Below are 15,485 nucleotides of genomic sequence, written 5' to 3'. Positions count from 1 at the left end.
TTTATACCCCAAAGACTCTTTTAACATTATTTAAAATAATTTGTTTCATTTTTTCTTTTGAAATTCCTTTTATTAAACTTATTGTTTCGAGTGTATATTTTACATAGTAAGAATGATTAGTTTCAGAACGAAAAGGTTCTGGAGTTAAATAAGGAGCATCTGTTTCTGTAAAAATTCTTTCTAAAGGAATCATTTCTATCACTTTTCTTGACTCAACATTTTTTTTAAAAGTTATAACACCTGAAAAAGAAAAGTAAACATTTTTAAATTCAAGAAATTTTTCAGTTCATAATCTGTTGCCTGAATAAGTGTGAAAAACGAAGGGAACATTTTTATATTTTTTAATAATTTCATATATATCTTCAAAAGCATCCCTAATATGTAAAATTACAGGTAAATCATGTTTTTTTGCAATCTCAATTTGTTTAATTAAAGAATTAATTTGAATATCTTTAGATGGATTATCTTCATAATAAAAATCCAAACCAACTTCACCTATTGCTACAATGTCTTTTGTTATTAATTTATCTAAATTTTCATAATCATCATTAATAGAAACAGTATTAGGATGTATCCCAAGAACTGGAAAAACATTTTTATGTTTTCCAAATTCCTGCATAATTTCTGTATTTTCGTTTCAATTAGTTGAAACGAAAAACATTTTATAAATGCCATTTTTAAAATTTTCTTGAATTTCTTGTGAAGGATTTTGATAATATTCTTTAAATGGATGAGCATGTAAGTCAATTAGATTATTTTCCATAATATTGGTACTTAATTTATAAAAGAAAGTAGATTCTTTTTCTCTTTTAATTTCTTTTTTAAAAAAAGGATTAAATTTTTCAATTATTTTTTGTGAAAATAAGTTAGTTTTATCTGCTGTTATAAAACAAGTATCTAGATTATATTCATTTTTTATCAATTCAAGTGCTTTTTCTAAACATAAGGTTCCAATTCCTCTTTGTCTTAATTTTGGATTAACTCAATAACCAATGTTACCAAAATTATTAATAATTTCATTATTTGAATCGTTACTTTTTCTTATATTAAATCAAGCTGCTATTTCATCAAATTCACCATCTTCATCTATTAAAAATAAAATTTTACCTTTTAAAAACTCATCATCTGCTTCTTTTTTAGTTAGTTCTTTTAAGAAGTTTATAATTTTAGGAAAATTTTCTTCAGAAATTTCAATTTTTGAAAAACTTATTGGATTATTTTCAAAATTTGTATTTAAAAAAACGTCTTTATGCTTGGTTTTTAATTCACTAAATCTAAAATTAGCCATTTTTATTCCTTAATTCTTTTTTTTCTTTCTTTTAAGTTTATAATTTAAATAATAATTCAATTTTACAACAAAGGAGAAAAAATGCTAATAAACGAACGAAATGTTCTATTTGGAATGGAAAATTCCTTAAATCTAGCTAAAAAAATTTCACAAAAGGTAAATTTACCATTAACACCAATTAAAAAAGAGGTTTTTGCTGATGGAGAAGTTATGCTTAATTCAGCTGAAACTGTAAGAAATTCAAATGTTTTCATAGTTGCAAGTACCCATACACCAGTAAATGACAATATTATGGAACTTTTAATTTTTATTGATTCATTAAAAAGAGCAAGTGCAAAAGAAATAACTGTAATTTTATCATATTATGGTTATGCAAGACAAGATAGAAAAGCAAAAGGAAGACAACCAATTGCTGCAAAATTAGTTGCAAATTTATTAGAAACTGCTGGTGCTACAAAAATAATCACTGTCGACTTACATAATCCATCAATTCAAGGTTTTTTCAATATACCTTTAGATGATTTAAGAGGGCAATATGTTCTTGCAAAAAGAATTAAACAGAAAAAACACTCTTTTACAGTTGTTTCACCAGATCATGGTGGAGCTGTTAGAGCAAGAATTTTATCTGAATTGCTATCAAATTCAGTTAAAATCGCTATTATCGATAAAAGAAGAGTAGGAACAAATCAAACAGAAGTTCTTGGTATAATTGGAACTGTCGATGAAGAGCATGCAATTATAGTTGATGATATTATTGATACAGGTGGAACCATTTTAAAAGCAGCTCAAACAGTAAAAGAACACGGAGCAAAAAGTGTTACAATAGTAGCTACTCATGGAATTTTTTCCCGTGGATTTGAAATGTTTGAAGAAAGTCCGTTTGTAGATAAAGTTATAATAACTGATTCTATTGAAAAACCAGAATTAAGTAAATTTTCAAAAATAGAAATAGTTTCACTTTGTGATTTTATATCAGAAGTTATTATAGCAACAATTAATAAATCATCTGTTTCAGATATTTATAAAGGTTTCAAAAATGAACTTCTATAAAGAAAAAACCCGTATTTTTGTAAATAATGAAGACAATTTTAAAACACTAGAAAAATATGTAAATTTAATAGAAGAAAAAAATAAGGTTATGAATTTAACAGGATTTAGCGGAGACGTTCTTTGAAAAGAAGGGATTTATGAATCGCTCCTTTTCATGGAAGAAAGTTTTGCTAATAAAATAACTACAGAAAAAAATCATTTTCTGGATGTTGGTGCAGGTGCAGGATTTCCTTCAGTTCCCTTTTTAATAACTAAACCTAATATTAAATTAACTATTTATGAACCTTTAAAAAAGAGAGTAAATTTTTTAAATATAGTAAAAGAAGAATTAGATTTAAATATGGAAATTTTTCCATTAAGAGCAGAAGAATCTAAAGAAAAAGAAGTTTTTGATTTTGTTTGTGCAAGAGCAGTTATGGACTTTAAAAGATTATTTGAAATAACTCATCATTTAGGTAAAAAAGGTGCATTTTTTAGTTTTTTAAAAGGTCCTAAAGCACAAGAAGAAGTTCAAAGTTCTGTGAATTTAACTCAAAAATTCAATGAAGAAATTAATGTAAATGAATTAAAAATTTTTGAAGAAAAACAAAATTTTATTATTAATTTTTACAAATTACACTCTACTCCAATTGGTTTTCCAAGAAAGTGAGATAAAATTTTAAAAGAAAAATAAAAAGAACAAGTTGTTATTTTGTTCTTTTTCATTCTCTTTGTCTTTCTTCTAAAGTTTTGGATACAACTTTAATTTTGTCTATAAATTCTTTGTCATCAAAAGGTTTTGTTTCTTGAGCATTTACTCATAAAATGATTAAATAAAGAACCAAAATTCTGTGTTGTAAAACAAATTCGTAGTCATAAGAATCATAAGCGTTTAAAAAAATAGTTTCCTGTTCATCGCTTAATCTTGATGATTCAATGAAATAAGCTAAATCAAAATGTTTATCACCTTTTGAAGCATATTCTCAATCTATGATTCAAATTTTATTATTTTGATCAATAATAATATTATTTGCTCATAAATCATTATGAAGAGGTGTATCTTTTTTCATATTTCTCAAAATTAAATTGATTTTTTTATAATATTCATTAATTATTGGAATATTAATGTTTTTATTTTTCAATATTTCTCTATATTTTTTAATTCTTGCTGCATGATTTGAATTAGGCATTTCTACTTTGGAAGTATGTATTTTTTTCATTAAATTAGCAATGTTTATTAAATTTTCATTTGTAATTTCTATATTTTTTCCATCAATTCACTCATATTTTAATAAAGAATCTGAATTTTCTAAAAGTTTAGGAACAAAATCAAAAACACTTAAGTTTTCATAATTTATTTTGTGATTAAATTCGTTATATTTTTTTTCTTGAAGAAAAGTGTCATTTTCTTTATATGAAATATTTGTATACCCATTATTTATCTTTATTTTCATTTTTTAATTATATAATTTTTATATGAAATTAAAAGAGTTTCCATTAGAAATTAATAAAAAATTAAAAAAAATTTCTTTTTTTTATGAAGGAAATCATAATAAAACTTATATTGGATATTTTGAAAATAAAAAAGTACAAATAAGAGTTAAAAAAAACAATATTGTTAATTCAAAAAATGAAGAAAATTTCTTTTTACAAACACAAAAAAATAATTTTGTTTATTACAAAGAAGGTAACTATATAAAATTTTGAATTTCAGGAGAAAATTTAGAAAAAATTTTTTTAACAAAGAAAAAACAAAGAAAAATTCTAGAACATTTGTATTATTTTTCGTCTTTAAAAGCAAAAGATATAGAAGTTTTTAATTGGGAAACTTGAAATCATAATGATAAGAAAATTACTAAATTATTAAATGGATACAAAAATGAAAAAATGACACTTTCTCACGGAGATTTAAGGAAGAAAAATATTATAATAGACAAAAAAAACGATATTTATTTTATTGATTTTGAATGAACTAGACTAAATTATTTAATGTTTGATTTAGCTTCTTTATATTTATACGTTAATATAAGTAAAAAATTAATTATTAAATATTTTAAAATCAAAAAAAATAATTTAGACAAATGAATATATTTGGTTAAAAAGTTTAATAATGAGTGAAACGAAAAAATGTATTAAATTTTAAACTCAAATTACTCTTGCAAACAGTGGTAAAATAAAATAAAACTTAAAAGAATTTAAAAAAATATAAAAATGGTAAAATTTAATTAAAAAATAAGGAGAAAAAATGAAAAAACCAGTTATTTTAACAGTTATTGATGGATTAGGTTTAAGAGAAGAAAAACAAGGAAATGCGTTTGCATTAGCAAAAACACCTACATTTGATGAATATTTTAAAAATTATCCTCATTCTATAATTCAAGCATCTGAAGATTTTGTAGGATTGCCAAAAGGACAAATGGGTAATAGTGAAGTAGGACATTTAAATATAGGGGCTGGTTTTGTTGTTTATACAGGATTATCCCTTATAAATAAAGCTTTAGAAGATGGAGAATTTAAGAAAAATCCAAAATTTTTAAGTGCTTTTGAAAATTCAAAAAAAACAAATACAGCCTTACAAATTATGGGTCTTTTATCTCCAGGGGGAGTGCATTCATTAGAAAATCATTTATTTGAATTAGTGGAAGCAGCTCATGAAAATGGAGTTAAAAAAGTTTCTATTCACTTATTTGGAGATGGAAGAGACGTTGCTCCACAATCCATATTAACATCACTTGAAAAATTAAATGCAATACTTTCTAAATATCCAGATTATAAAATAGCTTCTATTTCCGGAAGATTTTATGCAATGGATAGAGATAAAGTTTTTGAAAGAGTTGAGAAAGCTTATGATGCAATTTTAGGGTTTTCTAATGAAAAATTTACTGATGTAACTGATTATGTAAAACAACAATATGAAAAAGGAATTTATGATGAATTTTTAGTTCCAGCAGTAAATTATGAAGTTGAAAAAAATGACTTTTTAAGAAATAAAAACTCTGTAATATTCTTTAACTTTAGACCAGATAGAGCAAGACAATTAAGTCATTTGATTTTAAGAACTAATCTTTATGATTTTATGCCAGAAAAACAAGTTCATGTACATAATTTTGTTTCAATGATGAAATACGAAGGAATTGAAACAAATATTGCATTTGAAGAAACTGAAGTAAAAGAACCAATTGGAAAAGTTATAGAACAAGCAGGTTTAAAACAATTAAGACTTGCAGAAACTCAAAAATATGCTCATGTAACATTCTTTATGGATGGTGGTAATGATGTAGAATACAAAAACAGTGAAAGAATAATGGTTCCTTCTTTAAAAGTTGAATCTTATGCTGATGCTCCACAAATGTCTGCAAAAGAAATTACTGATAAATTATTAGAAAGAGCAAAAGAATTTAACCTTGTGATTATGAATTTTGCTAACCCAGATATGGTTGGACATACAGGGAATTTAAAATCAGCAATAAAAGCAGTCGAAATTTTAGATGAGCATCTTGGAAGAATTAAAAAATGAGTTGAAGAAAACAATGCAATTCAATTTATAACAGCAGATCATGGAAATGCCGAAATTACAGAAGATGAAAATGGTAAACCAGCAACAAAACATACTTCTCAACCTGTAATGTTAATTACAACAGATAAAACTTTAAAATTAAAAGATGGAAAATTAGCAAATATCGCACCAACAGTTTTAGATTATATGGGTATACAAAAATCCAAATATATGACTGAAGAATCACTGATTATAAAAAAATAATTTAAATTAATAGGAAAAATAAAGAAAATTTCCTATTTTTTTATTTTTTTAAAATTTTTTCACAAAAAAAGAAATATTAAATAGAATGAAAAAAAGAATTGTTAGAATTATTATGTTTTTACTTATTTGTTTTTTATTACCTTTTTTCAGTTTTTCAGCAGGTGTGCAAAAATATGAAAATAAAGATAAAATTTCTATATTAAACAAAGAAAAGTTATTCAGTAACATTAATTATATTGAAACTTTTAAAAAAGACTTTGACTTAGATTCACAAAATATAGCATTTTTAATAAAGAATCAAGAAAAAGAAAAATTTAGTCAAAAAAACAAATTTTTAATTCAAGTTATAAGTGAAATTAGCCCTAAAACAAAAGTCAATATTTATTATTTTAATAATGAAGATGATTATAAAACCATTCTTAATAAGATTAATACAGAAAAAAATAAAGGAATTTTTCATTTTTATGATCAGGTTGATAAAAATGATGAAAAAAATGAAGAAGCTTTAAAATTTCTTGAAAAATTTTCAGATATTAATTATATAGGTAATTTTTTTCCTGCAATTTATAAAGAAAATAATATTTTTTTAGATAGTTTTAATTCTATTTTGGTAGGAAATATAGGAACTCGTTTAAAAGGAAATATTGTTGATTTTAATTCTTTAAAAAAAGAAAATCAGTATGAAAATAAAAAAACAAAAAATGGCAAAATTTCTGCAAGCATTGTAGCAACAACTGCTTGAATTTCAAATACTGAAGAAGGTAGTATGGAAGATGCTTATTTAGCAACAGCAATAATAATAGCTACATTTTCAAGAATGATTATTGAAGATACAAGAAAAAATTTAAAAGAAAAAACTCTTTTAGCAATTAATTCTTTGCTTTCTTCTGCTAAAAATAATTTAAATTTTAATGAAAAATATTTTAATAATTTTTGACTTAAAATAGGTAGTGGAGTTTTTGATTTTGAAAAGTCCATTAAAAACTATCAAAGGTCTAAACTTATTAAAATTGAGAACACATCAAAAGAAAATGAAATAGCATATTTACAGGAATTCTCTTTTTTAAAGGAACAAGACTTAAATTTAACTATTTTTTGATATGATCAAGAAGGAGTGCGAGATAAAGAAAAATATCAAAAATATTTAGAACTTAAAATGAGTCAAGTGGCAGCAAGCTGACAACCTAATCCTGTATTTGGTGATATAACTAGTGAATATTTAAGAAAAGAGTACAAAAAAACTTTTTATTCTAAAAATGACTTAGATTTATTTTTAGATTTTTACGATGGTGGTTGAATAGAAATAGGTAGTTCAACAAGCAAAAAAGCTAATGTTGAGAAAATTTCACTGAAAATTCCTTATTCTGGAAAATATAGAATAAGAGTTAAAAAACCAAAAGAAAAAATAAAAGAGAACAGTAAATTTGTTCTCAATTACTAAGAAAGACCATTTTTTGTGTTTTTTTCTTTATAAAATGTGTTTATTTTCTTTCTTTTTTCAAAAAATAATGTAAAATTTTTATATATTAAAAAATAAAAATAAATTTAAAAGTTTTTATTCAAAATAAAAATTTTAAAAGTAATATAGAAAACAAAATTTTAAAAAAGAGGAAATATGATTAGAAAATTTTATTGTTCTAAAGTAGAAAACCATAATACAAAAACAGTTGAATTTCAATTTAAAGCAGCTAAACAACCAGATCATTTAGTTTTTAACAGTTTAGAAGAAACTATTAATTATTTCAAATCATTAAAATTAAATGCAACAATGTGACTAAGAGAAAACGGAATTTTTGTTAGTTCAATAAAAACAAGAATTGGTGAAGAAGAAGATTCAGAAGTTGAAGTTGAAATTGTTCATTTTGAACCTAAGAAAAAAGAAGTAGAAGTTGAATGAAACGTTTCTGATGATTGTGAAGAGTGCAAAAAACTAGATGCAAGTGTAGAGACTTGAAATAAAGTTGAAGAAGTTAAAAAAGAAGAAGTGAAAGTTGTTTCTCATTCTTCTTCAAATGTTGCAGAAGGAAATTGTAATTGCGAAATGTGTGCAATTGCCTCTTCTATCGAAGATTCAAACAAAGTGGTTGAATTAAAAGATGAAACTTTAGATTGTTCAGAATGTAAAGAATGCTCTGAATTTGAAGAAGAAGATGACAATAAATGTAATTGCGAATTGGAAGAAGAAAAAACTCCAATTTTAGAAACAAAAGAAAATATTGTTGTTGAAGAAGAATGTTTAGAATGCAAATTAGAAGCAGAAGTTGGTTCTGACTGTTATGAATGTAAAGAATGTGATTTAGAGGAAAATACATCTAAAGTTGTTTCTGCTGTAGAAATATCATCTGATTTACCAAACTCTAATTCATGTGAAGTATGTGAAAATAATGTAGAAATTGAAAAAGAAGAATGCAAAGGTTGTCAACTACAAGAAAATGAACAAACTTGTTCAGAATGTGACTATAGTGCAAATGATAATAAAGAAATTATTTCATCTACAAACAAAGAAGTTGAATTGTCACATATAGATTGTGATGAATGTTTAAGATTACTTGAAATTGAAAATCAAAATTTAATAAATGGATGTAATATTTGTGATTCATTTGTTAAATCAAACGTATCACCTTCAACTCAAGTTTTAGCTGAAAATGAAGAAAAATCAAAAGATTTTGTAACTTTAGAAGAAAAAAATAAAGTAGAAATTTCTTCAGATTGTGAAGCTTGTGCAAAAGCAAATCAAGTAGAATTAGAAGAAAAATGTTCAGGATGCGAAATCTTATTCAAAAAATCAGATATTCACCATGTAACAAACTTGGAATCAAAAGAAGGATGTCAAGAATGTTATAATATAGAACAAGAAATCGCTAAATGAAATGCTGAATTAAATAAATATTCAACTATTGAAAAAGAAGAACAAACAATTATTTCTTCTCCAAAAACTTCATCTGTTGTATCTAATAAAGAAAATCCACAACTAATAATAAATGAAAATTCTGAATCTTTAGTTGTTTCAGGTAAGGTTTTAGTTTACCACACTAATGAAAAAATAAATGTAGATGAAGAATATGTTTTAGTTAAAAAATCTACAAAAGAAGCAATTGATGTTGAAGTTGTTGAAATTTCTAGTTTAGATATTAATACAGGTACTCAAAACGTACAACAAACTAAAGAAAGTATCTGAACTAGAACAAACTATGTTCTATGATTTATTTTCTGAATATTACTATTACTTTTATTAGTATCATTATTAATTTTCTTCTTGGCAGTTTAATAATAAAAATTAAAACGTATCAAATTTATTAAGATACGTTTTTTTAAAAAGAATAATAATGTTAGCATTAGTTATACTTACTTTTATACTTGTCTTTATAATATTTCTATCAATAGGAATAAAAGAAATATTAATTTTAATTAAAGATATAAAAAGTAAAAAATCAAAATTCAGAGAATTAGCTGATTCTAATAAAAATAGAGTAATAATAGAATTAAAAAACGCAGTTGATGAACTTTCAAGAACTAAAACAGGAGCAATAATAACTATAGAAAATCACGATAATATTGAAAATTTAAGAACAGATGGAATAAAAATTGATTCCAATATTTCTTCTTCACTTTTACTTTCTATATTTAATAAAAACTCTCCACTTCATGATGGAGCAGTGATAATTCGTGGAAATAAAATGATTTATGCTTCCACCTATTACAAAATAACATCTAAATCAATTAATAATAAATTTGGTTCTAGACATAGAGCGGCAATGGGAATTAGTGAACAATCAGATTCAACAACTATTGTTGTTTCAGAAGAAACAGGAGGAATTACCATTGCAAAAAATGGTAAATTTGAATACGTTTTAATAGATGATTTTAGAAAAATTTTAGAAACAAAACTTAAAAATTAAGAAACAAAGGAGGGCAGAATATGACACCTATTGAAAATGCTATTGAAAAAAAAGATATTTCTTGGATTAGGGAATATTCGAAAAATACTCCTATTGTAACAATCGCCGATGAGGTAGAAAAATTAAATGATATTCATAGAATAATTTTCTTTAGAATGTTAAATACAGAAGTAGCAGGAGATGTTTTTTCTTATTTGCCAATTGAAATACAAGAAAATTTGATTCATAATTTTTCTCAAGATATGCTTAATCAAATTGTTGATGAACTTTATACAGATGAAATTGCAGATTTAATTGAAGAAATTCCACAAAATTTAGCACAAAAAATATTAAAAAACATCGATCCAGAAACAAGAAAAGCATTAAACAGAATCTTAAGATATAATGAAGATCAAATTGGTTCGGTGATGTCTGTAGACATTATAACTTTAAAAGAAAATTGAACCGCAGGACAAGCTTTAGAATATATTAGAAATAAAAAAGATGAAGTAGAGTTAACTCATTATTACTACATTGTTAATAAAAATAAAAAATTAGTTGGTGCTTTAACTTTAGAAGATATCGTTTTTTCAAAAGTATCTTACCAACTTAAAGATATTATGTTTGCAGTTCCTAATGTTTATACAACAGACTCAAAAGAAGAAGTTGCTAATATCTTTGCTGAACACGATATGTCAGTAATTCCGGTAATGAATTCATCTAATAAGCTTGTTGGAATGGTGACTTCAGATGATATTATTGATATTTTTCAAGAAGAAGCTACAGAAGATATTTATAAAATGGCAGGAATTAGTTCGAAGGTAGTTGAAGAAGAATACTTAAAAACTAAAGTATTAACCATTGTAAAATCAAGAATATTTTGATTAATAATTTTGATGTTAGGTTCTACTTTATCACAAGTTGTTATTCAACTTTTTACCGATTCACTTGAAAATAGTTCAAGTTTAAAAGCTTTAGGACTAGGGATATTTATTTCAACAATTGTTTCGATAATTCCTGTAATTTCGGGTTCAGCTGGAAATGCTGGTTCGCAATCAGCAACTACCATAACAAGAGCCCTTTCTTTAGGGGAAATAGAAAAAAGAGGATATTTAAAAAAGGTATTTTTCAAAGAAGTTAATGTTGGAGCAATTATTGGATTAATATTAATGCTAGTCAATTTTTCAAGATTAGTAATTTATTTTATGATAACAAAAGATATTTTTAATACAGAATTTATTACATCCAGTGAAGGAATTGTTACTAAATTACCTAAATATGCCTATATTTTAATAATTTCAGCAGCAGCTTCTGTATCAATGTTTTTGGTAATTATCTTTTCAAAAATTTTAGGTTCTGTAATACCTTTATTAGCAGCAAGAATGGGTAAAGATCCAGCTGTTATGTCTGCACCTATTTTAGCAACTTTAACAGATGCAACTTCAACTTTTATCTTTTTTGGTATAACTATTTTAATATTCTTATTAATTTAGTCTTAATTTAATATAATTTATATAAGGAGAAAATAATATGGATCAAGTAACAATATGAGTTATTGCTGGGGTTTTACTAGCTTTAATTATCGGAGTTCTTTTATTTCAAATAATTTCAGAAAGAATCAAAAGAAAAAAAATCAAAAAAGAAAAAGCAGAATTAAATAAAATAGAGCAAGAAGTAATTGAAGCATCTGTATATAAAGTGAATGCAATAATGGAAATTAACGATGACTTTTTAAAAAAATTTGTAGTTTCTGTTGGTGATAAAAAAATGAAGGACATTCGTAGTTTTGCAGAAAAACAATTAAAAGAAATCACTCATGAAAAAAAATATAAAAAAATTTTTATTCATAATAAATTGGAAAGAGATACTACAATTCATCAAAATATTTTAAATTTAATTGAAAATAAATCAAATTTATGATCTAAAAAAAATCAAGAAGAAATAAAATATTTTAAAGATATGGAAAAAATCTTTTTAGAAAAAAATTCAGAAGAATATTTATCTAAAAAAGAACAATTTAAGCAAGAGGTTTTATCAAATGTCTAAAAAGAAAAATATTCCCAATTATTTAACTATTTTTAGAATGATTTTATGAATTCCTTTTGTTATTCTTTTAGTCATTTATTACAATAATGCACATTATAAATATGCCTTTAAAGATAGTTTTATTAATTTTCATCTTTTAGCAGTTTCTGTTATCATCTTCTTGCTTGCAATGTTTACAGACTTTTTAGACGGATATTTAGCAAGAAAATGAAATGTAGTTAGCAATTTTGGAAAACTATTTGATCCAATTGCAGATAAAGTTATCACAACAACTGCATTAATATTTTTAGGACTATTTAATTTTACAGAAATTTGAGTAGTAATTGTTTTCATTGTTAGAGATATTGTTGTGGATGGATGTAGAAATTTAGCAGCAAAAAATAATTTAAATATTAGTGCTTCTATTTGAGGAAAATGAAAAACCTTTATTCAAAGCTTTGCTATTCCTTTCCTTTTCTGAATAACACCATTTTTTATTAATAATACAAACTGAGTTTGAATCTACTGAGTTGTAAATATCCCGCTTTTTATAGCACTTATTTTCTCTTTATTTTCTGGATTTTTATATGTGAAAGAAATGACAAAAATTCTAAAAAAATAATATAAATTAAACTTCTTTTTCCCAAGAAGTTTTTTATTTATTTTATATTTCTTTTTAGATAAATTTAAAAACTTTTAGATAACTTTATTGTATAATAGTAATAATAAATTAGTTAAATTAAGGAGAAAAAATGACCCCACATATTAATGCAAAACCAGGGAAAATTGCTAAAACAGTTTTAATGCCTGGAGATCCATTAAGAGCAAAATTTATTGCTGAAAAATTTTTAACAAATGTTGAACTTGTAAATACAGTTAGAAATATGTTTATGTACACTGGATTATACAAAGGAAAACCAATTACAATCGCTGCATCAGGAATGGGAGTCCCATCAATTGGAATTTACTCATATGAATTATTTAAATTTTATGATGTAGATAGAATTGTAAGAATAGGTTCTGCAGGAGCTTATACAGCAGATTTAAAATTATACGATGTTTTATTAGCTGATAGTGCTTATTCAGATTCACACGCATTTTCACAACTTGTGCTTGGAGAAAATACACATTTATTAGAACCATCTAAAAAATTAAATGCACAATTATTAGAAAATGCTTTAAAATTAGGAATTAATTTACATGTAGGAAGAGTTCACTCATCTGATGTTTTCTACTCTTCTAGACCATTAAATAAGACAATTGAATTAACAAAAGCAGTTGCTGTTGAAATGGAATCATTTGCTTTATTTGCAAATGCTAAAAAATTAAATAAAGAAGCTGCTTGTTTATTAACCATTTCAGATAATTTAATTACAAAAGAAGAAACTTCATCAGAAGAACGTGAAACTAAATTTTTACAAATGATGGAAATTGCTTTAGAACTTGCATAAAACAAAAATAGACTAACTTTTAGGTTGGTCTATTTTAAAAAAAGAAAAGTGAGAAAAAAATGAGAATAGTTGATTTAATAATAAAAAAAAGAGAAGGTTTTGAACTTACAGATAAAGAAATTGAATTTATTATTCATAATTATGTAAGTGGAGAAATTAAAGATTATCAAATGTCTTCCTTTCTAACAACAATTTTATTTAAAGGAATGACACCTAAAGAAATTGGTAAATTTACTTTAGAAATGATGAAATCAGGAAAAATAATTGATTTATCTTCAATTCACGGAATAAAAGTTGATAAGCATTCAACTGGTGGTGTTGGTGATAAAACAACTTTAGTAGTAGGTCCAATTATAGCAGCTTTAGGTGTTCCGGTTGCTAAAATGTCAGGTCGTGGACTTGGACATACAGGCGGAACTATTGATAAGTTAGAATCAATTCCAGGTTTTGGAGTTGAGTTAACTGAAGAACAATTTATCAATCAAGTAAATAAAATCAAAATTGCAGTTATAGGACAGAGCAATGACTTAGTTCCTGCTGATAAAAAACTTTATGCTTTAAGAGATGTTACGGGAAATGTATCATCAATTCCACTTATTGCATCTTCAATTATGTCTAAAAAACTAGCAACTGGTTCAGATGCAATTCTTTTAGATGTAAAATGTGGAAATGGTGCTTTTATGAGTAATTTAGAAGAAGCAAAAAAATTATCCGAACAAATGATTACTATAGGAAAACAACTTAATAGAGATGTTAGAGTAGAAATAACCAATATGTCTAGACCAATGGGAAAAGCTATTGGAAATAAAAATGAAGTTTTAGAAGCTATTGAAACTTTAAAAGGTAATGGACCAAAAGATTTTGTTGAGCTATGTTATTCTGCTTGTTCTACAATTCTAAAACAAGCAAAAGTTACAAATGATGAACAAGAAGCTTTAAAAATGATTGAAGAAGTAGTTCACAACGGTAAAGCACTTGATAAATTTTATGAATTTGTAAAATTCCAAGGCGGAGATGTTGATAAATTGAAAGCTGCTGATTTTTGAAATCCAAAATACAAATTAGAAGTATTTGCCCAAAAAGATGGATATATGGAAATCACTTCCGCATTAGATTTTGGTATCGTTGCTTCAAAACTTGGTGCAGGAAGGGAAACAAAAGAAGATTCAATCGATTTTGAAGCAGGAATACAAATTAACAAAAAAACAAATGACAAAGTTAATAAAAACGATCTTTTATTCACACTATATTCTTCAAATCCAATAAATGAAGAATTAGTTCAAGAATTAAAAGATTCATATAAAATAAATTCTCAAACAGTAGAAAATAAAATAATTTTAGAAAAAATGGAGTAAAAATGAATTGAGCAAAATTAATTGATCACACTTATTTAAAACCAGAAGGAACAACAAAAGAAATTAATAAACTTGTTGCTGAAGCAAAAGAATACGGTTTTAAAACAGTTTGTGTAAACTCATCATGAGTAAAATATGTAAAAGAAAAATTAGAAAATTCTGAAGTAGGAATCACAGCAGTGGTTGGTTTCCCTTTAGGTGCAATGATTACACAAGCAAAAGCACAAGAAGCAAAACTCGCTGTTAACCACGGAGCTGATGAAATTGATATGGTTATTAATATCGGGAAATTAAAAGACGAACAATATGAATTTATTTTAAACGATATTAAAGCAGTTAAAAAAGAAATCGGTTCTAAAATTTTAAAAGTTATTGTAGAAACCGCTTTATTAACTAAGGACGAAATCAAAAAAGCAACAGAAATAGTTTTAGCTTCCGGAGCAGAATTTGTTAAAACTTCAACAGGTTTTTCATATAGAGGTGCTTCAGAAGAAGATATTAAAATTATGAAAGAAGTTGTAGGAGACAAAATTGAAATCAAAGCAGCCGGTGGAGTAAAAAGTCTAGAAGACTTGAAAAAAATGTATGATCTTGGTGCTACAAGATTTGGAACATCATCAGGTGTTCAAATTATGCAAGGAATAGCTTTAGATAAAAATAATAACTATTAAAAAACCAAATATACAGAAAAATAAAGGA

Annotated in this window: 15 protein-coding genes; 13 read left to right on the top strand and 2 right to left on the bottom strand. The window is 24.9% G+C overall.

The genetic code is table 4. The annotated features are described in order from the left end of the window. Position 1 precedes the first annotated feature (1 nt). Complete coding sequence (locus ACXX89_RS00260; protein ID WP_458557230.1) at positions 2-1,288, bottom strand: TatD family hydrolase; 1,287 nt, start codon at positions 1,286-1,288, stop codon at positions 2-4. A gap of 81 nt (positions 1,289-1,369) precedes the next feature. On the opposite strand from ACXX89_RS00260, the gene ACXX89_RS00255 reads away from it, so the two are divergent. Both ACXX89_RS00255 and rsmG read left to right on the top strand, forming a co-directional pair. Further along, complete coding sequence (locus tag ACXX89_RS00255; protein ID WP_458557229.1) at positions 1,370-2,338, top strand: ribose-phosphate pyrophosphokinase; 969 nt, start codon at positions 1,370-1,372, stop codon at positions 2,336-2,338. Continuing rightward, positions 2,325-3,011: a 16S rRNA (guanine(527)-N(7))-methyltransferase RsmG gene (gene rsmG, locus ACXX89_RS00250; protein ID WP_436358516.1), complete on the top strand. Its 687-nt coding sequence runs from the start codon at positions 2,325-2,327 to the stop codon at positions 3,009-3,011. Before ACXX89_RS00255 ends, rsmG begins: the two co-directional genes overlap by 14 nt. Before the next feature lie 13 nt (positions 3,012-3,024). On the opposite strand, the gene ACXX89_RS00245 is transcribed toward rsmG, so the two are convergent. Further along, on the bottom strand, positions 3,025-3,771 hold the full coding sequence (locus tag ACXX89_RS00245) for a phosphotransferase (RefSeq protein WP_436358515.1): 747 nt from the start codon (positions 3,769-3,771) through the stop codon (positions 3,025-3,027). A gap of 22 nt (positions 3,772-3,793) precedes the next feature. On the opposite strand from ACXX89_RS00245, the gene ACXX89_RS00240 reads away from it, so the two are divergent. The 11 genes from ACXX89_RS00240 to deoC all read left to right on the top strand — a co-directional run bounded on the left by ACXX89_RS00240 (position 3,794) and on the right by deoC (position 15,457). Beyond that, positions 3,794-4,453, top strand: a complete 660-nt coding sequence (locus ACXX89_RS00240; RefSeq protein ID WP_436358513.1) for a phosphotransferase — start codon at positions 3,794-3,796, stop codon at positions 4,451-4,453. A gap of 109 nt (positions 4,454-4,562) precedes the next feature. Then, the gene (gene gpmI, locus ACXX89_RS00235) at positions 4,563-6,077 is read left to right on the top strand and encodes a 2,3-bisphosphoglycerate-independent phosphoglycerate mutase (protein ID WP_458557228.1); all 1,515 of its coding nucleotides are present in this window, start codon (positions 4,563-4,565) and stop codon (positions 6,075-6,077) included. A gap of 85 nt (positions 6,078-6,162) precedes the next feature. Further along, a complete protein-coding gene (locus tag ACXX89_RS00230) occupies positions 6,163-7,518 on the top strand; it encodes a hypothetical protein (protein ID WP_436358510.1) in 1,356 nt (451 codons plus the stop codon). Positions 7,519-7,692: 174 nt separating this feature from the next. Beyond that, on the top strand, positions 7,693-9,345 hold the full coding sequence (locus ACXX89_RS00225) for a hypothetical protein (protein ID WP_458557227.1): 1,653 nt from the start codon (positions 7,693-7,695) through the stop codon (positions 9,343-9,345). 58 nt (positions 9,346-9,403) lie between these two features. Further along, positions 9,404-9,976 carry a diadenylate cyclase gene (locus ACXX89_RS00220; protein WP_436358508.1) on the top strand — a complete coding sequence of 191 codons (573 nt, stop codon included), beginning with the start codon at positions 9,404-9,406 and terminating at the stop codon, positions 9,974-9,976. Between the two features lie 20 nt (positions 9,977-9,996). Continuing rightward, positions 9,997-11,448: a magnesium transporter gene (gene mgtE / locus ACXX89_RS00215; RefSeq protein WP_436358506.1), complete on the top strand. Its 1,452-nt coding sequence runs from the start codon at positions 9,997-9,999 to the stop codon at positions 11,446-11,448. Positions 11,449-11,485: 37 nt separating this feature from the next. Then, positions 11,486-12,001 carry an MHJ_0274 family protein gene (locus tag ACXX89_RS00210; protein WP_436358505.1) on the top strand — a complete coding sequence of 172 codons (516 nt, stop codon included), beginning with the start codon at positions 11,486-11,488 and terminating at the stop codon, positions 11,999-12,001. Further along, complete coding sequence (gene pgsA / locus ACXX89_RS00205; protein ID WP_436358504.1) at positions 11,994-12,602, top strand: CDP-diacylglycerol--glycerol-3-phosphate 3-phosphatidyltransferase; 609 nt, start codon at positions 11,994-11,996, stop codon at positions 12,600-12,602. Before ACXX89_RS00210 ends, pgsA begins: the two co-directional genes overlap by 8 nt. Before the next feature lie 130 nt (positions 12,603-12,732). Then, positions 12,733-13,431: a purine-nucleoside phosphorylase gene (gene deoD / locus ACXX89_RS00200; RefSeq protein ID WP_436358503.1), complete on the top strand. Its 699-nt coding sequence runs from the start codon at positions 12,733-12,735 to the stop codon at positions 13,429-13,431. 59 nt (positions 13,432-13,490) lie between these two features. Then, complete coding sequence (locus tag ACXX89_RS00195) at positions 13,491-14,786, top strand: pyrimidine-nucleoside phosphorylase (RefSeq protein ID WP_436358502.1); 1,296 nt, start codon at positions 13,491-13,493, stop codon at positions 14,784-14,786. A gap of 2 nt (positions 14,787-14,788) precedes the next feature. Next, the gene (deoC, locus tag ACXX89_RS00190) at positions 14,789-15,457 is read left to right on the top strand and encodes a deoxyribose-phosphate aldolase (RefSeq protein ID WP_436358500.1); all 669 of its coding nucleotides are present in this window, start codon (positions 14,789-14,791) and stop codon (positions 15,455-15,457) included. The last annotated feature ends 28 nt before the right edge of the window (positions 15,458-15,485 follow it).

This window comes from Mycoplasma sp. 1012 (assembly GCF_054343455.1).
Note: the sequence above shows the minus strand (reverse complement) of the source record. Positions and strands in the feature narration are given on the sequence as shown.